Origin of the sequence: Paraferrimonas sp. SM1919 (assembly GCF_010993985.1) — a bacterium.
Lineage (GTDB): Bacteria > Pseudomonadota > Gammaproteobacteria > Enterobacterales > Shewanellaceae > SM1919.
The window spans coordinates 142389-162999 of sequence record NZ_WINH01000005.1 but is presented as its reverse complement, the minus strand read 5'-3'; the positions used below and the strand labels follow the sequence as shown (position 1 = coordinate 162999).

Below are 20611 nucleotides of genomic sequence, written 5' to 3'. Positions count from 1 at the left end.
ACGTTAACTGTTGGTATGGTCATGGATGTTCATCACATAATGGAATTGTTCGAACGTTATAAACAGCGTAATAAGATCACTTCAGATAAAGCTTTAGCTGAAAATCTCGGAATCTCGAAAGCCTACCTTTGTGATATTAAAAAAGGTCGCCGCCGCCTGAGTGATAAGCTGGGGATTTTCATGGCTTACTCCCTAGGGCAAGATCCACAACAGTTATTAATTGAGTTAAGGGTGATTTATGCTAAGCAAGCGGAAGAAAAAATCACTTGGAAAAAAATCTTGGTTAATTGGAATAGGGCTCAACATATTTAAAGGTGCCAATGCAGTTCTTTATCCCTTTATTTGATTCACCTCAATACCTTTTACAAGGTAATCCACAAGTAAATCAATCTATTACAGAGCTTACAGTAACCAGTATTAGCGATGCAGGACTGAGCTATGAACTCGCCTGTGAATGGTTATATGAACAACGCCATAGTGAGAACAATTACAAAGCTTACCGAAGTGAACTTACTACGTTTTTACTTTGGTGTTTTTATGTGGAGAAAATCAGTCCTGCTGAGGTAACACGAAAATCAATGGGTCGATATATCGATTTTTGTCAAAGGCCACCTGAAGCGTTAATCAATTATTATAACGTTGCTCAATTTAAGCAAGATAAAGCTTCTGGTGAACGTTTCATAAACAATAAGTGGAAGCCATTTAGAGGTAAAAAAGACAATAATCAAGCCTTGCCTTATCAGCTTAGTGATAACGCCCTTAAAACTAAAATTGCGATACTTTCGGCATTTTATGGTTACTTATTAGCGGAGGAATACTGCGAACGTAATCCAGCACAAATGTGGTTATGTCATTCTCGTTTTGCTCACTCTAGCAAGTATCAACTCAGTAATGAAGACATTAATCAATTGGCATTTACCCCGTTACAATGGTCGTACATATTAGAGTCGACCACTGAATTGGCGCGCAGCAATCCACAAAAGCATCAACGCAGTTTATTCTTATTAAAGCTCATGTATGCATGTTACCTAAGAGTATCTGAAGTTGCGGCACGCCCCGGTTATAGTCCTATGATGAGCCAATTTCAGCTCGATCAAACGACTGGCAGCTGGCGTTTTAATATCCCAGCCAGTAAGGGAGGCAAAGCTAGGGCCGTCACTGTTTCTGATCAGTTACTTGAAGCATTAAAAGAATATCGAATTGCTTTAGCAATGGCACCGCTGCCAGGGCCATTTGAACAATCGCCTTTGTTCGTTAGGCATCGGGCTGCTGGTCGAGGTAGAGATGTCGGCGTATTAAATGCCAATTTGGGTATTCGTCAGCTTAGGGAAGACATCCATTATTTACTTGAACAGGGGGCGTTATTGGCTCAAGCTGATGGTTTTAACGATGATGCTGAGCATATTCGTTCGTTGACCTGTCATAATATCCGTCATACCGGAATTACCCATGACATCAACATTTATGGCAGACCTTTGTCACATGTGCAGGCAGATGCAGGTCATCAATCCATCGACACCACTTCTGGATATTTGCACACCAGCTTTGAAGAAAGACAGCAATCTGCTAAGCGCAAGCAGTTTGATGTGCTGTAGCAGCGCCATGGCTTAGGGGCTTTAAGCGGTTTTAGAGTGGATGACGTATTAGCTTTTGAAAAGGAGCTGATATGAATATTTACAACAGTAGCGAACAAGCCAAAAAACTTAAGGTAAGGCATTCAAAGTTGTTAGAACAAGCTTTTAAAGCAAAAAAAGCTGGAAAAGAACAACTTTATATGAGGATTATGGCTGAAGCTGAAGAGCTGTTTGTGGATATTAAGAGGCTAAAGTCTGATTAAACTGAGCCATTTAAATTATAAAAAAACTGCCATTGGCAGTTTTATTCAATTTCGATTTCGACATCACCTTTAGGGTAACAGATGCAAGGCAAGCATTCCTGATCATCAAGAAAGGTGAGGGGAGATTCTGGATAGTAAACTTCCCCCCTAATCAATTTGCTTTTACAAGAACCGCAATAACCATTGCGGCACTCTGAGTAAATTTCTACTTTTGCATCTTCTAAGGTGTCGAGTAAGGTTTTTGACTCATCTTGATAAAATATGGGTCTATGTTCCTTAACCGTAATCCATGACATGATTACAGCTCGAAATCGCCAAATTCTTCGACATTGACATTGGCATCGATTTGGCCAACCAAATAAGAAGATACCTCAACTTCTTGTGGGGCTACCTGAACAGCATCAGATTCTAACCAATTCTTCATCCAAGGTAATGGATTCGATTTAGCTTCATAAGCAGGGGTAAGACCAATAGCCTTCATACGTTGGTTAGTTATGTATTCAACGTATTGACATAAAATGGTTTCATTCAGACCAATCATTGAGCCATCTTTGAATAGGTACTTGGCCCATTCTTTTTCTTGTTCAGCGGCTCTAATGAAGATGTCTTTTACTTCATCTTCTAGTTCAAAAGCGATTTCAACCATCTCAATGTCATCACGGCCATTACGCATTAGGTTAATCATCTGCTGCGTACCGTTTAAATGTAATGCTTCATCACGGGCAATCAAACGGATAATTTTAGCATTACCCTCCATCAATTCACGCTCGGCAAACGCAAATGAACAAGCAAAACTGACGTAGAAACGAATAGCTTCAAGAACGTTAACTGCAGCAATACATAAATACAGTGCTTTTTTGATTTCACGTTTGCTAACACTAATAAGCTTGCCATCAATCTCATGTTCACCTTCACCGTGTAAGTGAAAGATTTGAGTCAGTTCAATGAGATGGTCATAGTATTGTGAAATATCACCGGCACGCTTTTTAATTTCTTCATTTTCAACAATATCATCAAAAACTTCAGCAGGATCGTTGACGATATTTCTAATAATGTGTGTGTATGAACGTGAATGTATGGTCTCAGAAAATGACCAAGTTTCAATCCAAGTCTCTAGCTCTGGAATGGATACTAGCGGTAAGAAAGCAACGTTTGGAGAACGACCCTGAATAGAATCAAGAAGCGTTTGGTATTTTAAGTTGGAGATAAAAATATGCTGCTCATGCTTAGGTAAGCGAGCAAAATCAATTTTATCTTTTGATACATCGACTTCTTCCGGACGCCAGAAAAAAGAAAGTTGTTTTTCAATCAACTTTTCAAAAACTTCGTGTTTTTGCTGATCATAACGAGAAACATTGACGCTATTACCAAGGAACATGGGTTCTTTGGTTTGATCGTTCGCTGTTTGGTTAAAAATACTATATTTCATTAAAGCTGCGCTCCATGTGCAAAGCTAATTAGGGGCCTAGAGACCCCATAATATTAAATCTTACAACCGCCGCCTGCGCAGCTTTCATCTTCTTTCTCTACGACTTCACCATCTGACACTTTGTCAGACGCACCATCACGGGTGTTATGGTAGTAAAGTGTCTTTAGACCAAGTTTGTATGAAGTTAACAAGTCTTTTAAAAGTGCCTGCATTGGCACTTTGTTGTCAGTAAAACGACTCGGGTCATAACTGGTGTTAGCAGAAATGGCTTGGTCTACGAACTTCTGCATTAGACCAACGAGCTCAAGATAACCTTGGTTATTAGGCATATCCCACAATAATTCGTAGTTGTCTTTAAGGCTTTCAAACTCAGGCACAACCTGCTTCAAAATACCATCTTTAGACTGCTTAACACTGATCAGCCCACGGGGTGGCTCAATACCGTTAGTCGCATTCGACATCTGCGATGACGTTTCCGATGGCATTAGCGCTGATAAGGTCGAGTTGCGCAGACCATGCTGAACAATATTCTTACGTAAACCTTCCCAATCCAGGTGTAATGGCTCATCACAAATCTGGTCTAGCGCCTTTTTGTAGGTATCAATTGGTAAAATACCTTTTGAGTATGTCGTTTCATGGAATTTTGGACATGCACCTTGTTCAATCGCAAGCTCATTTGAGGCTTTCAATAGATAATACTGAATTGCTTCAAAGGTCTTATGGGTAAGATTATTACCTGAACCATCAGAATATTTAGCGCCATTTTTGGTTAGGTAATAAGAGAAGTTAATCACACCTATACCTAGAGTACGACGATCCATAGAGCCTTTGCGAGCGGCAATCATCGGGTAATCCTGATAATCAAGTAAACTATCAAGAGCACGTACCGCTAGATCGGCTAATGGTGCCAGTTCATCTAGGCTTTCTATTGCCCCTAAGTTGAACGCTGATAGGGTACATAGGGCAATTTCACCGTTAGGATCATCAACATTATTCAACGGTTTGGTTGGTAACGCGATTTCTAAACATAAGTTAGATTGCTTAATCGGCGCGACTTTAGAATCAAACGGGCTGTGAGTGTTACAGTGATCCACATTCTGAATATAAATACGACCTGTCGAAGCACGCTCTTGCATTAATGTAGAGAACAGTTCGGTTGCTTTAACCTTCTGCTTACGAATGCTTTCGTCGAGTTCGTATTTTTTGTAGAGTTCTTCAAAAAGATTCTGGTCTTCGAAAAATGCATCGTATAAGCCAGGGACATCTGAAGGGCTAAATAGAGTAATATAACCATTATCCACTAAGCGTTGGTACATAGTGCGGTTTAATTGAACACCATAATCGAGGTGACGAACACGGTTTTCATCTACGCCACGGTTATTCTTAAGTACCAGCAATGATTCTACTTCTAGATGCCAAAATGGGTAGAATAGGGTGGCGGCACCACCACGTACACCACCTTGTGAACAACTTTTTACAGCTGTTTGGAAGTACTTATAAAAAGGAAGACAACCGGTGTGAAAGGCTTCACCACCACGAATAGCACTACCAATGGCTCGGATACGGCCAGCATTAATCCCAATACCAGCTCGTTGAGAAACATACTTAACGATCGAAGAAGCAGTTGCATTGATCGAGTCTAATGAGTCATCGGTTTCAATCAGTACACATGAACTGAATTGGCGCGTAGGCGTACGTACACCAGCCATAATTGGTGTAGGTAAAGAAATCTTGAATGTTGATACCGCATCATAAAAGCGTTTCACGTATTCTAAACGTGTTGCTTTAGGGTAATTTGCAAACAGACACGCAGCAACCAGTACATATAGGAACTGAGCACTTTCGTACACTTCTCCTGTTACACGGTTCTGAACTAGGTATTTACCCTCAAGCTGTTTGACCGCGGCGTAAGCAAAGTTCATGTCTCGCCAGTGGTCGATGTAATCGTCTAACTCATCGAGCTCTTGCTTGCTGTAATCAGATAAGATATGTCTATCGTATTTACCTAGCTCAACCATCTTGCTTACATGGTCATAGAGTGTCGGTGGCTCAAATTGACCATAGGCTTTTTTTCTTAAATGGAAAACGGCCAAACGTGCAGCTAAGTACTGATAATCAGGCGTTTCGGTTGAGATAAGTTCTGCTGCAGCACGGATAATGGTCTCATGGATAGTTTCAGTTTTCATACCATCAAAAAACTGGATGTGAGACTTTAATTCTACTTCAGATACCGAAACATTATCTAAGCCTTGAGCGGCCCATGAGATCACTCGATGGATCTTTTCTAGATCAATCAGTTCTCTGCTTCCACTGCGTTTGGTAACGGTCAAGTTGTTATTCATTTTAAGTTGCCTTGAAACAAAATCATTATGTTGTGTTGGCATCAAAAATATCCATATAAAAGGGCCAAAGTAGGGTTAACATATCAGTAACAAATAAGTATTACAATACTGATTTAAGTTATTTGCCAATTTGGTCGCACACGGGTGCCAAACACAACATCTAGTGTTTAAATTTAATTTGGCGACAAGATAGTGAGGTTTGCAGGTATTTGCAAGGGATAGCTTGTGGGCATATCTGTGGATAACTTGGGGAGTAAATAAGGGGTTAGTATTGCCTAACTGAGACCCCTTTTTAAAACACGCACTTAGATACTTTACTTAGCCTTTTATTGCTAAATAATTTTTTGATTAGCTTGTTCTGTTCGCTGTTTTTTTAATCTTGCAATTTGTTAACAAACTGAGCAACTCGGTTGGATTGTTGATATAGTATTCAGCGTTCCATTTTTGGGGATCATCTGTTGCTTTTATGTAACCCCAATACACCGCGACACTTTTCATGTTTGCTCCCCGAGCAGCATCAATATCTCTGAGGGCATCTCCCAAGTAATAAATATTTTCCGGGTCGACGTTAATCTGTTGCGATGCCAATAACATAGGGGCGATATCGGGTTTTCGAGTGGTGCATGAGTCACCACTTATAAAAGTCTGGGGCTGATATGGGAACTGCTTTAACAGCGGCCTAGCAAAACATGCGGGCTTATTGGTAACGACGCCCCACGGTATCTCATGGTCGTGTAAATGCTTGAGTAATTCTTCAACACCTGGGAACAATCGGAAAGCCTGGCCATTAATCCCATAAAATTGTTCAAAAAATACTTGCTTATACGCTTGCTGTTTGGTTTCGGGTAAAGGCCCGAGAGCCGCCTCTAACAGCCCTAAAGAACCATCCGAGGCATATTCTGTTAGATCCGCCAATTGAGAAGTATCGTAACCCAAATGCTGTAACGTAAGTTCTAATGTCTTTAATAAATCAGCAGCGGTATCTGCTAAGGTGCCATCTAAGTCGAACAGCACCCCTAAATTTTTCTTAGTCATATTAACTTTGCTTACGAGTGATGATCATGTAGTTCACCCCAAGATCAGCCGTTAACGAAAAGATTTCAGTTAATGGATTGTACTTAACCCCCATTGACCCTTCGCATACTAAGCCATTATTCTCAGCACATTGGATAAGCTCTGAAGGTTTCATGAATTTAGAGTGATCATGGGTTCCCTTAGGTAACATTTTAAGCACATACTCAGCGCCGATAATCGCCTGCAGGTAGGACATCACGGTACGATTAATGGTCGAGAAAAATGCAACACCGCCAGGTTTCAGCATTTGTTGGCAGGCATTAATCACTGAAGCAGGATCTGGAACATGTTCTAACATTTCCATACAGGTTACGACATCGTAGTGTTGTTGGTGAGTTTGAGCGTGTTGCTCTGCGGTAATTTGCTGGTAATTAACTTCAACACCAGCCTCCAATGCATGCAGCTTTGCCACTTCCAGAGGGTCGTGCCCCATATCAATGCCATCAACTTTGGCGCCGAGTTTGGCCATTGATTCCGCTAAGATACCGCCGCCACAACCAACATCGAGCACTTTCTTGCCGAATAAGCCGTTTGCGCCACGGTCAATGTAATCCAGTCTTAGATGGTTCATTTTATGAAGAGGTTTGAAGTCTCCTTGCAAATCCCACCATGTGGCTGCCATTTTTTCAAACTTACTTATTTCTTGTGGGTCAACATTTTGATTATTGGACATCTTTTGCTCTATTTTGGTTAACTTATGTCTTGTTTCATTATAAAGGCTAAATAAGATTTGCAAAGAGGATAAAGTGCCTCTAGATAATCAAATTTTCTGTGTTAGAATGCAAAGTTACTTGGCTGCACAAAGGTTGTTTATTGTCAGGGTTAAACTTTAACCAGACTACTGTTGTATTGGGCTATTAAGTTTTTCCATCATAAAGTTGATAACGTAATAGGGTTGTTGGAATAACTTTATTTTTAACTTTTCGACAAAGCAGTCTTAAGCATGAAGCTTTTGTCAGCATTTTTTTAGGGGATAGAACAAGTTATGACCGATCTGGCTACAGAAATTTCGCCAATTAATATCGAAGATGAATTAAAGGCGTCCTATCTTGATTATGCCATGAGTGTAATCGTTGGGCGTGCATTACCAGATGTTCGTGATGGCTTAAAGCCGGTACACAGACGTGTGCTTTTTGCAATGAACGAATTAAGTAATGACTGGAATAAGCCATATAAAAAGTCTGCCCGTGTGGTTGGTGATGTAATCGGTAAATATCATCCCCATGGTGATAGTGCAGTATATGACACTATCGTTCGTCTAGCTCAAGATTTCTCAATGCGTTATACCCTAGTTGATGGCCAAGGTAACTTTGGTTCTGTCGACGGTGATAGTGCAGCGGCAATGCGTTATACCGAAATCCGTATGGATAAATTGGCCCACCAATTGCTTGCCGACCTAGATAAAGAAACCGTTGATTTTGTCCCTAACTACGATGGTACTGAACAAATTCCTGCGGTAATGCCAACTCGTGTTCCAAACCTGCTGGTAAATGGCTCTTCGGGTATTGCGGTAGGTATGGCTACCAACATTGCTCCGCATAACCTAACGGAAGTCGTCAAAGGTTGTTTAGCCCTGATTGATAATCCAGAACTCACAATTGAAGAGTTAATGGCGTACATTCCAGGTCCGGATTTCCCGACTGCGGGTATTATTTCAGGCCGTAAGGGCATTATTGATGCATATAATACTGGCCGCGGCAAAGTTTATATGCGTGCTCGCGCTGAAGTGGAAGAAGAGAACGGTAAAGAACGCATTATCGTCACCGAAATTCCTTATCAGGTGAATAAAGCTCGTTTAATTGAAAAAATTGCCGAGCTGGTTAAAGATAAGAAGATTGAAGGTATTTCTGCGCTTAGAGATGAGTCTGATAAAGACGGCATGCGTATTGTTATCGAAATCAAACGTGGCGAAGTGGGTGAGGTTGTATTAAATAACCTTTACTCTCAGACTCAAATGCAAACCGTATTTGGGATCAACATGGTTGCCCTTGATAATGGTCAGCCGCGTATATTCAACTTAAAAGAAATGCTGGAATCATTCTTACTTCACCGTCGTGAAGTGGTGACTCGTCGTACAGTATATGATTTACGCAAAGCCCGTGACAAAGCCCATATCTTAGAAGCACTAGCCGTTGCGTTGGCTAATATTGATCCAGTGATTGAGCTGATAAGGCATGCGCCAACGCCGAGTGAAGCAAAAGCCAAGCTGATTGCTCGTGGTTGGGAACTCGGCACGGTGGCCGCGATGCTTGAGAAAGCCGGCGACGATGCCGCCCGACCAGAGTGGCTAGAGCCAGAATTTGGTATTCGTGACGGTCTGTACTACCTAACAGAACAGCAGGCGCAAGCGATTCTAGATTTGCGTTTACAAAAACTGACAGGTTTAGAACACGGTAAGATCATTAATGAATACGAAGAGCTGTTACAACTTATAGCAGAGCTGTTATACATTCTTGGTTCACCAGAGCGTTTATTAGAAGTCATCCGTGATGAATTAGACGAAGTTATCGTTGAATTTGGTGATGAGCGTCGCACAGAAATCACTAATGCTTCCCATGATATTAACCTTGAAGACTTAATTACTGAAGAAGATGTGGTGGTGACGCTATCGCATGCGGGTTATGTTAAGTATCAAGCTTTAACCGACTATCAGGCTCAGCGTCGTGGTGGTAAAGGTAAAGCTGCAACTAAGGTAAAAGACGAAGATTTCGTTGAGAAATTACTGGTGGCTAATACCCATGACACCATCTTATGTTTCTCTGACTTTGGTAAAATGTACTGGCTTAAAGTCTATCAGTTACCGCTTGCCAGTCGTCAGGCTCGTGGTCGTCCAATTGTTAACTTATTACCTTTACAAGAAGACGAGCGTATTACCGCAATTCTTCCTGTGCGCGAATACGCGGAAGATAAGTTCATTATCATGGCAACGGCCGATGGTATTGTTAAGAAAACCGCATTAACGGCCTATTCAAATCCTCGTGCTAACGGCATCATTGCCGTAAACTTGAAAGAGGGCGATCAGCTTATTGGTGTTGATATTACCAATGGTGATGACGAAATCATGCTGTTCTCTAACGAAGGTAAAGTCGTGCGCTTTGGTGAGAAGGTTCGTGATAGCGAAACTGGCTTGGTCAAAGTCGATGAAGAAGGCAATGAAGTGCTGGCGCTTCGTCCAATGGGAAGAACGGCTACAGGTGTTCGTGGTATCAAGCTTGAAGGCGAGCAAAAAGTGGTTTCTCTGATTGTTCCTAAGGGTGACGGTGACATTCTAACGGTAACTGAGAATGGTTACGGTAAGCGAACTGTTATTGGTGATTATCCTGCGAAGTCAAGAGCAACGAAAGGTGTCGTATCCATCAAGGTGAGTGAGCGTAATGGCCTAGTCGTTGGTGCGGTTCAAGTTAATCCTAATGATGAAATCATGCTCATTTCTAATCAGGGTACTCTGGTGAGAACCCCTGTTGAGGGTGTTTCTCAGGTTGGACGTAATACTCAAGGTGTTACACTTATCCGAACCTCTGAAGAAGAAAAAGTCGTTGGGCTAGAGCGTATCGATGAGATAGAACAAGATCAGGATGTTGAAAATTCTGAACTGGAGCAAGTCGAAGCGAGTGCATCCGGTGATGTTGCCGAAAACGCAACCGAAGAATAAAAATCTTCAATAAAAAAATGCGAGCGCCTATATGGCGCTCGCTTTGTTTCTGGCATTATATAGCTAATTTAAAAATATAATTTAAGGCTTTACCTTTAAGCTGTTCAAGGAATGTATCCATGCAAGTATTTAACTTTTGTGCTGGCCCAGCCATGTTACCTCCAGCAGTAATGCAGCAAGCTCAAGCTGAGTTTATTAATTGGCAAGATCAAGGTGTGTCGGTAATGGAAGTCAGCCACCGTGGTAAACCATTCATCGCTCTCGCTAATCAAGCTGAAGCTGACTTACGCGAATTAATGAATATTCCCGATGACTACCATGTCTTATTCATGCATGGTGGTGGTCGTGGTCAATTTGCCGCGATTGCTCAAAACTTTCTAGGCGATAATGGTAAAGCGCTTTATTTGACTTCTGGTCAATGGTCAAAATCAGCGGTGGCAGAAGCAAGAAAATTTGCTGACGTTGATGAGTTAGATATTACTTTTGCCACTGAAGATGGTAAAGGTGCAAAATTCCCAGCCCTTGATCCATCACAGGGTGATTATCGCTATGTGCACTATTGCCCAAATGAAACCGTCGATGGTATTGAGATTTTTGAAGAGCCAAATGCACCATGGCCGGTCATTGCCGACATGTCATCTTGCATTTTATCCCGTGAGATTGATGTATCTAAATATGGCCTTATTTATGCGGGTGCACAAAAAAACATTGGCCCATCTGGTCTCGCTTTAGTTATCGTTCGTAAAGACATGCTTAAGTTACCTAAATTAGCGATGCCGTCGATTGCTGACTATCAAATCACAGCCGATGCCGACTCTATGTTTAATACGCCACCAACCTATGCCATGTACTTAGCATCATTGGTATTTAAGTGGTTAAAAGCAGAAGGTGGAGTTAAGGCAATTGAACAAAAGAACATCCGTAAAGCAGCAACCTTGTACGATTATATTGCCAAGTCTGATTTCTATACTAATGGCGTGGCAACAGAGAATCGTTCTCGTATGAATGCAACTTTCCAATTACTAAACAGCGAATTAGATGGAGAGTTTTTGCAGCAAGCTGAAAAAGCAGGTTTACTAGCATTAAAAGGGCACCGAATTGTAGGTGGTATGCGTGCCAGTCTTTACAACGCTATGCCTGAACAAGGTGCGATTGCTTTAGTGGCTTTTATGGATAAATTTGCAAAGGCGAATCAGTAATATGCTTAACCTTGATAAACTTATTAACCAAGGGGTAGCGGGCTTACACCCGTACCAACCAGGTAAACCCATTGAAGAGTTAGAACGGGAATTAGGCATTACCAATATCGTTAAACTCGCCTCTAATGAAAACCCGTTAGGTATTGGTCCAAGAGCCAAGCAAGCGATAAAAAGCGCGATTGAAGATCTCACCCGTTATCCAGATGGTAGTGGCCATGACTTAAAGCAGGCTTTAGCTCAACAACACGGGTTAGGTTCAGACCAATTCACTTTAGGTAATGGCTCCAACGAAGTCCTAGAAATGATTTTCCGCACCTTTGTTGGCAGTGGCGACAACGTGGTTTATTCGCAATACGCCTTTATTGTCTATAAGCTGTTAACCCAAGGGATTGGGGCTGAACACAGAGAAATCCCAGCACAAAGCTATGGCCATGATTTAGAGGCCATGTTGGCTGCGATAGATGTGAACACTAAGTTAGTGTGTGTTGCTAATCCGAATAACCCTACAGGAACCTTTATAGAACCACAAGTCATGGCTGGTTTTATTGCCGCAGTGCCAAAGCAGACACTGATTGTATTAGATGAAGCCTATACCGAATATTTAGCAGCCAGTGAGCGATTAGATATTGCCCAGCTGTTGAACAAACACGATAACCTCATTGTTTGCCGTACTTTCTCAAAGGCCTATGGTTTAGCGGGATTGCGCATAGGCTATGCCATGAGTTCACAGCCGATTTCAAGTATGCTTAATCGAGTGCGCGAACCTTTTAACAATAACACTTTAGCCTTAGTGGCTGCCGAGGCAAGTTTACAAGATGAGTCATATTTACAAACTTCGGTAAGATTAAATGCAGAGCAAATGCAGTTGTTAGAAATGTTTTTGCAACAAAAGGGGATTGAATATATTCCTTCAAAGGGCAATTTCATTTGTATTAAAGTAGGTCCGCAAGCGAATGATATCTATCAACAACTATTAAAATTGGGGGTGATTGTACGCCCCGTTGCTGGATATGGTTTAGCGGATTATTTGCGTGTAAGCATTGGTACGGAATCTGAAAATCGCACCTTTATGGATGCTATGAACCTAATAAAATTATAAGAGTGACAGAGAGTAAAATGGAGCAGTTAACATTAAAGCCCATCGCAAAAGTGGATGGCGAAATCAATATTCCAGGTTCAAAAAGTATCTCAAACCGTGCACTGCTGCTAGCAGCTTTGGCAGAAGGTACAACTCGTTTAACTAACCTGTTAGATTCTGACGACATACGTCATATGCTGGATGCACTGACTCAGCTTGGTGTGAATTACCAACTATCGAGCGACAAAACCGAATGTGTGGTTGAAGGTTTAGGGCGTGGTTTTGAATCGACCCAGGCGTTAGAGTTATTTTTAGGCAATGCTGGTACGGCGATGCGCCCATTAGCGGCAGCATTAACGCTTTCAAGTGGTGAGTTTACCTTAACGGGTGAGCCACGAATGGAAGAGCGTCCAATTGGCGATCTGATCTCTGCCCTTGAGCCGTTAGGCGCGAAAGTGACTTACCTAAAAAATGAAGGCTTTCCACCGTTAAAAATTGAAGGCACAGGCCTAAGCGGCGGCAGTGTTGATATTCGCGGTAACCTTTCATCACAGTTCCTAACGGCGCTATTAATGGTTGTGCCAATGGCCAAAGAAGATGTGATCATTAATGTAGTGGGTGAGTTAGTTTCTAAACCATACATTGATATTACCTTGTCCTTGATGGCTAAGTTTGGTGTAGTGGTTGAAAACCAAAACTATGAGAAGTTCGTAGTTAAAGGTGGTCAAGTTTACCAAGGCGCCGGTGATTTGCTCGTAGAAGGTGATGCCAGCTCTGCTTCTTACTTCTTAGCTGCAGGTGCCATTAAAGGCGGCAGCGTAAAAGTAACTGGTGTCGGTACAGAATCAATTCAAGGTGACGTGCAATTTGCCGCAGCATTAGAAGCAATGGGCGCAGACATTGAATGGGGTCCAGATTACATCATTGCTCGCGGTTCACCATTAACGGCCATTGACATGGACATGAATCATATCCCTGATGCGGCGATGACTATTGCGGTTGCGGCTTTATTTGCTAAAGGCACTACCACCATGACCAATATTTACAACTGGCGTATTAAAGAGACCGATCGTCTGGCTGCGATGGCGACCGAGCTAAAAAAGGTGGGCGCGATTGTGGAAGAGGGCCATGACTACATTAAGGTTACACCACCAGCAAGGATCAATACTGCGGCGATTGATACCTATAATGATCACCGAATGGCCATGTGTTTCTCATTGGTCGCTTTGGCTGATTGTGGCATAACCATTAATGATCCTAAATGTACTTCTAAAACTTTCCCTGATTACTTTGAACGATTTTCACAGATCAGCAACTAAGCGTTAATCCGATAAAAAATGCCGCTGTGTAAGCGGCGTTTTTGTATCAATAGCATTTAAGTTAGTCAGTATATTTAGGCCGGCTGTCTTTGAGTTCGAGAAAACTTAATGCGACAACAAAGCAGCCAATGCTATAGCTGGCATAGTGTGAAATTATGAATATCAGTTGGTAAATCAGCGTGCCATTTTGTCCTATTAAAATAATAGGAATATACATCAGTAACTGATAGATAAGACATAACATTAATAGTTTAAGTTTTACCCCTGCCGTTAGTCGCTTGACTTGAGCTAAATTGACTTTACCTGTTTCTATATAGTTAGGAATAACCATAATCGACCAAAATAATACCGCAGAGGATAATAGATAAGCCAAATAATCTACCATCTGAAAGTTGGCCTTATCTAGGTTAAACAGCATTACGTAAAGCGCTAAGAAAATAATGCGCCCGATAAAAAGTAAGCCGGTAAAGCCCGCTAAGAGAACGGTTACACGGCCGTAGCAGGTTAATTTACGGCCCAAAGATAACGGTTTCGTGCTCACAGTAAGATAAATGCAATTTACCAGTAACATGGCGATGGCTATGATTTGAATTGCAAACCCAAGCCAAGTAATAGCGATAGAATCTGAGCCAAATTTTAAGGTTATGGCCCAATTCATAGTAAAAATAAAAAAGGGTAGAGTGACGGCATTAATAACCCGGCGGAAATTTACCACTGGATAGAGCAAACTCGCCAGTAGAACTTTAGTGATGTTAAAAGGCATTCTTCTTTAATCAACTGAAATTATTAATAAAAAATAACAAATAAACAGGGCTATTAAAAGTCACTATTCATAATAATTCATGGTATAGATGGTCAATCAGTGCTTTTGCTGCAGGAGCAATAAAACGCCTTGACGGGTAAACTAGGTAACCGGTGCCAATAAAGGGCTCTACGTCTTTAAATAAATGCACTAACTCTCCCCGTGCTATGTAGGGTGTGCAGAATGTTTCCGGCAGGTAAGCAATCCCTCGCCCCTGTACTGCAGCGCTAGTCGCTAGGTGAACAGAGTTAACGCATAATGTACCGGTTACAGATAAGCTGTTGCCATCTTTAAGGGGGAGATCATGGATCACTGGATTACCAGGCCATCGATATAGTATGAACTTGTGTTGCTGCAGTTGGCTCAGTTGAGAGGGGGTTCCGTGCTGAGACAGGTAAACCGGACTCGCGGTAAATAACAGAGGGTGGTTAACGAGAGGACGGGCAACGACTTCTTGACCGTTGAACGTATCTTGCACCATGAATGCCAAATCTATTTGATGCTTAATCAAGTCATAAGTTCCAGTTGACTGCATCAGCTCAATATTGACGTTGGGGTGTTTGTCCATGAACTTAAAAATGCTGTCTAAAATCATCATTAGATCAGGTCCAGGAAAAAGCAGCACACGAACTTGGCCACTAAGCTGTTGTTGACCTTTGTTGATAGCGGTAAGTGTGGACTCTAGCTGGTTGATAATATCGAGACTAGCTTCGTAAAAATGCAGCCCTGAACGAGTGGCTTGAAATTGGCGATTATGTCTATGAAACAACTTGGTACCAATATCGTCTTCTAACTGGCTGATCCGTCGACTTAGGGTTGACTTTGATTGGCCAGTCAATTTCGCAGCTTCAACTAAACTGCCCGATTCCATAATGCGTTGAAATAATATGATATCTTCTGTTTTCATTTTAAAGTTGTTGTAATAGTTGCAACTGTAAGTTCCATTCTATCTCATTTTTATCAACAGTGTTAAATGCTATTCTTAAGTTACGATATTTTAGGATAATTATTATGAAAGCAGTTTTGACTACCATTGCCATCAGCACAACATTGCTAATAGCGGGTTGTGATCCCCATCAACAGACGTTTAATGAGCCTGAGGGGGTTATTCAACCTGTTAAATTATTCACAATTGATCACAATCTGTCTGTAAAAAAAAGAACCTTTCCAGGTAAGGTTGCCTCAACTAAAAAGGTTGATATCGCGTTTCGGGTATCAGGACAACTTATTAATTTTTATAAAACAGCAGGCTCAACCTTAAAAAAAGGGGAGTTAATTGCACAGTTAGATGATCGCGACGCTCGTAATACCTTGGCAGATAGGCAAGCCCGTTTTGATATAGCGAAATTGCAATTTGAGCGCAGCGACAAACTTTATGCCAAACAGCTGACTTCAAGAGTAGAATATGACACGGCCAAAGCACAATTAACTTCTGCTAAGGCAGCTTTAGAACTGGCTAAAAGTAATCTAAGTTATCATCAAGTGTTTGCACCTTATGATGGCACCATTGCCAGTATCAATGCCGACAATTTTCAGGTGATTGGTATGAATCAGCCGGTGATCACATTCCAAAAAGCCGATCAGCTAGATGTAAAAATTCAAGTACCAGAATATTTGGCGAAATATTTAAATTCTGAACAGAAAATCCAATCAGTGGTGACTTTTGCCTCATTGCCAGAGCAACAATTTGCCATTTCCCTGCGGGAATATGCCACCGAAGTAACCCCTGGAACCCAAAGTTTTGAAGTCACATATACTTTAACACCTCCAGCGAATACGACGATTTTACCTGGTATGAGTGCAGAAGTTTACTTAGCACTGATAGAGCCGCAAACTACTGAAGTTATCGTTCCTATTCAAGCCGTGAGTACCGATGACCATACAGGTGAGAGTCTGGTGTGGAAATATGATCCGCTCACCTCTGTGGTTAATCCTATCCCCATTAAAATAGGTGAGATAACTAAAGATGGGATCCAAGTTTATGGCGATTTGGCCCATGGTGATAAAATCGTCAGTGCAGGCATAACTCAATTAACGCCTAATTTAAAAGTAAAGCCACTGGTTTGGAAGCGAGGAGTATAAAGCATGGATTTTGCTAAATACGCCATTAAAAACAAAGTGGTCAGTTGGATGTTTACGCTTATTTTATTAATTGGCGGCAGCGTGTCATTTTTGCAGTTAGGCCAGCTAGAATTTCCAGAATTTACCATTAAGACGGCATTGGTTATCACTAAGTATCCAGGAGCTTCGCCAGAGCAGGTGGAAGAGGAAGTTACCTTAGCAATAGAAGATGCCATTCAAAAATTACCCAATATAAAAAATATTACGTCCATAAATAGTGCCGGTTTATCTCAAATTCAGGTAGAAATAAAAGAGCATGTTCCCTCGGATAAGTTACCCCAACTATGGGATGAGCTTAGACGAAAAATCAATGATCTTAAACCCTATCTACCTCCGGGTGTCCAAAGCCCTCAGGTTATCGATGATTTTGGTGATGTGTATGGCATGCTGTTTAATATCAGCGGTGCTGATTATTCAATGCGAGAATTACAAAATTATGCCAATGAATTGCGACGTGAATTGATTCTAGTGAAAGGAGTCAAGAAAGTTAATTTATCAGGTCTACGTCAGCAGCAGGTAGTAGTTGAGATATCCCAGCAGAAATTAGCCGCTTTAGGGCTTAACCAAGATTATATCTATGGACAAATTTCCAATCAAAATGGCGTGTCAAATGCCGGTTCAGTATTAGTCGCTAATAATCGTATTCGAATCAATCCAACGGGAGAATTTGCCAGTGTTGCACAAATGGAGCAATTGTTGATAAGCCCACCGGGTTCTGCAAAAGTGATCCGTTTAGGTGATATTGCCAAAGTTTATAAAAGCGAAACGGACTCACCGAGCGTGATTTATCACAGCGACCAAGCAACTGCCATTTCCCTTGGGGTGGCTTTTAGCAGCGGTGTTAATGTTGTTGAGGTTGGAGCATTGATACGCACAAAATTGCAGCAATTAGAGGCAGAGCGCCCCATAGGGATAGAGCTAATTACTCTTTATGATCAAAGCGCACAAGTCGAACAAACCGTCAGTGGTTTTCTTATCAACCTAGCGCAATCCATTGCTATTGTGGTGGCGGTATTGTTGATATTTATGGGCGTACGTTCCGGTATTTTGATGGGTGCCGTTTTATTGCTTACTATTCTTGGTACTTTTATCGTGATGCAAGTACTGGCAATCGAATTGCAAATAATTTCGTTAGGCGCGTTAATTATTGCATTAGGGATGTTGGTGGATAATGCCATTGTGGTTACTGAAGGTATATTGATTGGCCTTAAGCGTGGTCAAACCAAATTACAAACCGCCACTAAAGTGATCCAACAAACAAGAATGCCGTTACTTGGAGCAACAGTCATCGCCATCATCGCTTTTGCCCCAATCGGCTTGTCCGATACCGCAACAGGTGAGTTCTGTGCGTCATTATTTTATGTATTATTAATTTCTCTATTTATCAGTTGGATCACGGCGATGACATTAACACCATTTTATGTGGATTTAATGTTTAAAGATGGAGATAGCGAAGATAATGACAGTGATCCCTATCAAGGTGCTATTTTCACAGCCTATAAAGCCCTTCTAAATTTCTCATTAAAGCACCGAATAGTGGTGATAATCTTAATGGTCTTTATTTTGGTGGCTTCTATTTTTGGCTTTAGCAAAGTTAAGAATGTATTTTTTCCGGCTTCTAATACACCAATTTTCTTTGTTGATGTATGGTTACCAGAGGGAACGGATATATTACATACTGAAAAAGTATTATTGGATATTGAACAAAGAATACAGCATCTCCAACAGCAAAATGACATTGGCATTGAAAATGTCACTGCGGTCATTGGCCAAGGTGCACAGCGGTTTGTACTGCCGTATTTTCCAGAGAAAAGCTATAGTGCTTATGGGCAGTTGATCATTAAAATGAAAAACTTACCCATGCTTAAAGAGCAGATCTTAGCATTACAAAAGACGATTCCAAATTTTTATCCTGAAGCTAAGTTTCGTTTTAAATATATGGAAAATGGTCCATCACCTGCCGCTAAGATTGAAGCACGATTTTACGGTGAAGATCCTGAGGTGCTGCGACAATTAGCAGCACAAGCTAAAAATGTGTTTGAGCAGGAGCAAAATGCAGCAGGAGTTAGGCACAATTGGCGCAATAAGGTCATGGTGATAAGACCAGAAATAGCTCAGGCTCAAGCCAGAGAAACAGGGATCAGTAAGCGTGATATCGACAACGCACTGCTGCTCAATTTCACTGGTAAAGTGGTTGGTGTTTATCGAGAACACAGTCATTTGATGCCAATTGTTGCCCGTGCGCCAGAATCCGAGCGACTTGATGCATCAAGTATCGCGAAGATCCAAGTGTGGAGCGAAAATAATGTTTATGTGCCACTTACCCAAGTAGTCAGTAATTTCAATAGCGAGTGGGAAAACCCTCTGATCATGCGCCGGGACCGTAAACGAATGATTGCGGTGTATGCAGATCCACTAAATGGATCAGGTGAAACTGCTGACTCAGTGTTTAAAAGGTTAAAGCCGAAAATTGAAGCCATTGTACTACCTGATGGTTACACCCTAGAATGGGGTGGAGAATATGAAACAGCCTCCCAAGCTCAGCAATCAGTATTCAGTTCGATTCCCCTTGGCTATTTGGCGATGTTTTTGATAACGGTATTATTGTTTAACTCAGTAAGGCAACCTTTAGTTATATGGTTTACTGTGCCTCTTTCGGTAATTGGTGTGGTATCGGGACTATTACTGTTTGATGCTCCGTTTAGTTTCATGGCATTGTTGGGTTTATTAAGCTTAACAGGAATGATAATTAAAAATGGTATTGTTCTGGTAGAACAAATTAATATTGAGCTAGACCTTGGCAAAGCCCCGCTTGCTGCGGTGGTTGATTCAGCAGTGAGTCGTGTTAGGCCGGTCGCTATGGCTGCTATCACCACTATGCTGGGGATGTTGCCGTTATTAACAGACGCCTTCTTTGGTTCAATGGCAATAACCATTATCTTTGGCTTAGGATTTGCCTCGGTATTAACCTTAATTATTTTACCGGTAATGTACACGCTAGTTTATCGAATTAAAATCTAGCTAAAATAAAAAAGGCACCACTCGGTGCCTTTTTTATTGATTGTCATTGTTAAATCAAGAAATCGTCTAAAGATTTACCAGCATCTAGCTGTTCTTTAAACACGTTAGGCATACGACCTTGGCCTGTCCAAGTAATAGACTCGCCAGCGACATCGATGGCATATTTAGCAGGTCTAGGAGCACGCTTTTTAGGTGCAGCTACACCGCCATCAAGATCGGCAGTTGATAATCCTAATTCTTGCATTTGTTTGCGTATTTCTTCGATTTTAGCAATCTTTTCAGCTTGTGAAGCTTGCAGCTCTTGCTCTTCTTTTTCTTTAGCTTGAATAACACTATCTAATTTTTCTGCAACTTCTTTTAATTCACTAGAAGATAGATCTTTTACTGCAGCTTTAAAGCGACGGCCATGGGTCAAAATACTGATGAATTCAGACATGTTGATTTCCTATTAATTATTTTAAAAATATAATAGTTAAAAAATCAGGGAAAGACAAATTTTAAATCTAATCCCTACTAAATTAATATCTAATATCACTTAGTATATACCTTAATATTATTTTTAATTAAATTTTCCAGAGATGAATACAGGCATAGCTGTTTGTAAATGTTACGAATAATTATCATCAATGATAACTTTTTAACTTAGGTAACGCTTTCTTATCCTGCTAACCCTGCAATATGCAAAAGAGGAAACTTATCCTAATTTGCATTAGTGAAACAAATGTTTTTTTAAATTT

At 41.2% G+C, this 20611-nt stretch carries 17 protein-coding genes; 9 read left to right on the top strand and 8 right to left on the bottom strand.

Translation table 11 applies throughout. The features are described from left to right. Nucleotides 1–21: 21 nt before the first annotated feature. The 3 genes from GFB48_RS04720 to GFB48_RS04710 all read left to right on the top strand — a co-directional run bounded on the left by GFB48_RS04720 (nt 22) and on the right by GFB48_RS04710 (nt 1837). The gene (locus GFB48_RS04720) at nt 22–312 is read left to right on the top strand and encodes a hypothetical protein (RefSeq protein ID WP_163931874.1); all 291 of its coding nucleotides are present in this window, start codon (nt 22–24) and stop codon (nt 310–312) included. Nucleotides 313–320: 8 nt separating this feature from the next. Beyond that, nucleotides 321–1595, top strand: a complete 1275-nt coding sequence (locus GFB48_RS04715; RefSeq protein ID WP_163931871.1) for a site-specific integrase — start codon at nt 321–323, stop codon at nt 1593–1595. A gap of 71 nt (nt 1596–1666) precedes the next feature. Next, nucleotides 1667–1837 carry a DUF6435 family protein gene (locus GFB48_RS04710; protein ID WP_163931867.1) on the top strand — a complete coding sequence of 57 codons (171 nt, stop codon included), beginning with the start codon at nt 1667–1669 and terminating at the stop codon, nt 1835–1837. Nucleotides 1838–1878: 41 nt separating this feature from the next. Here GFB48_RS04710 and yfaE read toward each other — a convergent pair whose 3' ends face one another. The 5 genes from yfaE to ubiG form a co-directional block, all read right to left on the bottom strand. Then, nucleotides 1879–2133, bottom strand: coding sequence for a class I ribonucleotide reductase maintenance protein YfaE (gene yfaE, locus GFB48_RS04705; RefSeq protein ID WP_163931865.1), 255 nt, complete (start codon nt 2131–2133; stop codon nt 1879–1881). Nucleotides 2134–2135: 2 nt separating this feature from the next. Next, nucleotides 2136–3266: a class Ia ribonucleoside-diphosphate reductase subunit beta gene (nrdB, locus tag GFB48_RS04700; protein ID WP_163931862.1), complete on the bottom strand. Its 1131-nt coding sequence runs from the start codon at nt 3264–3266 to the stop codon at nt 2136–2138. Between the two features lie 53 nt (nt 3267–3319). Further along, complete coding sequence (gene nrdA / locus GFB48_RS04695; protein WP_163931859.1) at nt 3320–5608, bottom strand: class 1a ribonucleoside-diphosphate reductase subunit alpha; 2289 nt, start codon at nt 5606–5608, stop codon at nt 3320–3322. Nucleotides 5609–5956: 348 nt separating this feature from the next. Further along, nucleotides 5957–6643: an HAD family hydrolase gene (locus GFB48_RS04690; protein ID WP_163931856.1), complete on the bottom strand. Its 687-nt coding sequence runs from the start codon at nt 6641–6643 to the stop codon at nt 5957–5959. A 1-nt stretch (nt 6644) separates the two neighbouring features. Beyond that, nucleotides 6645–7355 carry a bifunctional 2-polyprenyl-6-hydroxyphenol methylase/3-demethylubiquinol 3-O-methyltransferase UbiG gene (gene ubiG, locus GFB48_RS04685; RefSeq protein WP_163931854.1) on the bottom strand — a complete coding sequence of 237 codons (711 nt, stop codon included), beginning with the start codon at nt 7353–7355 and terminating at the stop codon, nt 6645–6647. Nucleotides 7356–7667: 312 nt separating this feature from the next. On the opposite strand from ubiG, the gene gyrA reads away from it, so the two are divergent. The 4 genes from gyrA to aroA all read left to right on the top strand — a co-directional run bounded on the left by gyrA (nt 7668) and on the right by aroA (nt 13930). Further along, on the top strand, nt 7668–10334 hold the full coding sequence (gene gyrA, locus GFB48_RS04680) for a DNA gyrase subunit A (RefSeq protein WP_163931851.1): 2667 nt from the start codon (nt 7668–7670) through the stop codon (nt 10332–10334). Nucleotides 10335–10453: 119 nt separating this feature from the next. Next, nucleotides 10454–11533 carry a 3-phosphoserine/phosphohydroxythreonine transaminase gene (gene serC / locus GFB48_RS04675; RefSeq protein ID WP_163931848.1) on the top strand — a complete coding sequence of 360 codons (1080 nt, stop codon included), beginning with the start codon at nt 10454–10456 and terminating at the stop codon, nt 11531–11533. A 1-nt stretch (nt 11534) separates the two neighbouring features. Further along, a complete protein-coding gene (hisC, locus tag GFB48_RS04670; protein WP_163931845.1) occupies nt 11535–12632 on the top strand; it encodes a histidinol-phosphate transaminase in 1098 nt (365 codons plus the stop codon). A gap of 17 nt (nt 12633–12649) precedes the next feature. Then, entirely contained in the window at nt 12650–13930 is a 1281-nt protein-coding gene (gene aroA / locus GFB48_RS04665) for a 3-phosphoshikimate 1-carboxyvinyltransferase (RefSeq protein WP_163931842.1), read from the top strand. Between the two features lie 61 nt (nt 13931–13991). Here the strand turns inward: aroA and GFB48_RS04660 are convergent, their stop codons facing one another. Together GFB48_RS04660 and GFB48_RS04655 are read right to left on the bottom strand one after the other, a co-directional pair. Continuing rightward, on the bottom strand, nt 13992–14693 hold the full coding sequence (locus GFB48_RS04660) for a hypothetical protein (protein ID WP_163931839.1): 702 nt from the start codon (nt 14691–14693) through the stop codon (nt 13992–13994). Between the two features lie 67 nt (nt 14694–14760). Beyond that, nucleotides 14761–15639, bottom strand: coding sequence for a LysR family transcriptional regulator (locus GFB48_RS04655; protein ID WP_163931836.1), 879 nt, complete (start codon nt 15637–15639; stop codon nt 14761–14763). Nucleotides 15640–15743: 104 nt separating this feature from the next. Here GFB48_RS04655 and GFB48_RS04650 point away from each other — a divergent pair, with 104 nt between their 5' ends. Both GFB48_RS04650 and GFB48_RS04645 read left to right on the top strand, forming a co-directional pair. Further along, nucleotides 15744–16814 carry an efflux RND transporter periplasmic adaptor subunit gene (locus tag GFB48_RS04650; protein ID WP_163931833.1) on the top strand — a complete coding sequence of 357 codons (1071 nt, stop codon included), beginning with the start codon at nt 15744–15746 and terminating at the stop codon, nt 16812–16814. 3 nt (nt 16815–16817) lie between these two features. Beyond that, nucleotides 16818–19874, top strand: coding sequence for an efflux RND transporter permease subunit (locus GFB48_RS04645; RefSeq protein WP_163931829.1), 3057 nt, complete (start codon nt 16818–16820; stop codon nt 19872–19874). A gap of 49 nt (nt 19875–19923) precedes the next feature. On the opposite strand, the gene GFB48_RS04640 is transcribed toward GFB48_RS04645, so the two are convergent. Beyond that, the gene (locus GFB48_RS04640; protein ID WP_163931827.1) at nt 19924–20310 is read right to left on the bottom strand and encodes an H-NS family nucleoid-associated regulatory protein; all 387 of its coding nucleotides are present in this window, start codon (nt 20308–20310) and stop codon (nt 19924–19926) included. Between the last annotated feature and the right edge of the window lie 301 nt (nt 20311–20611).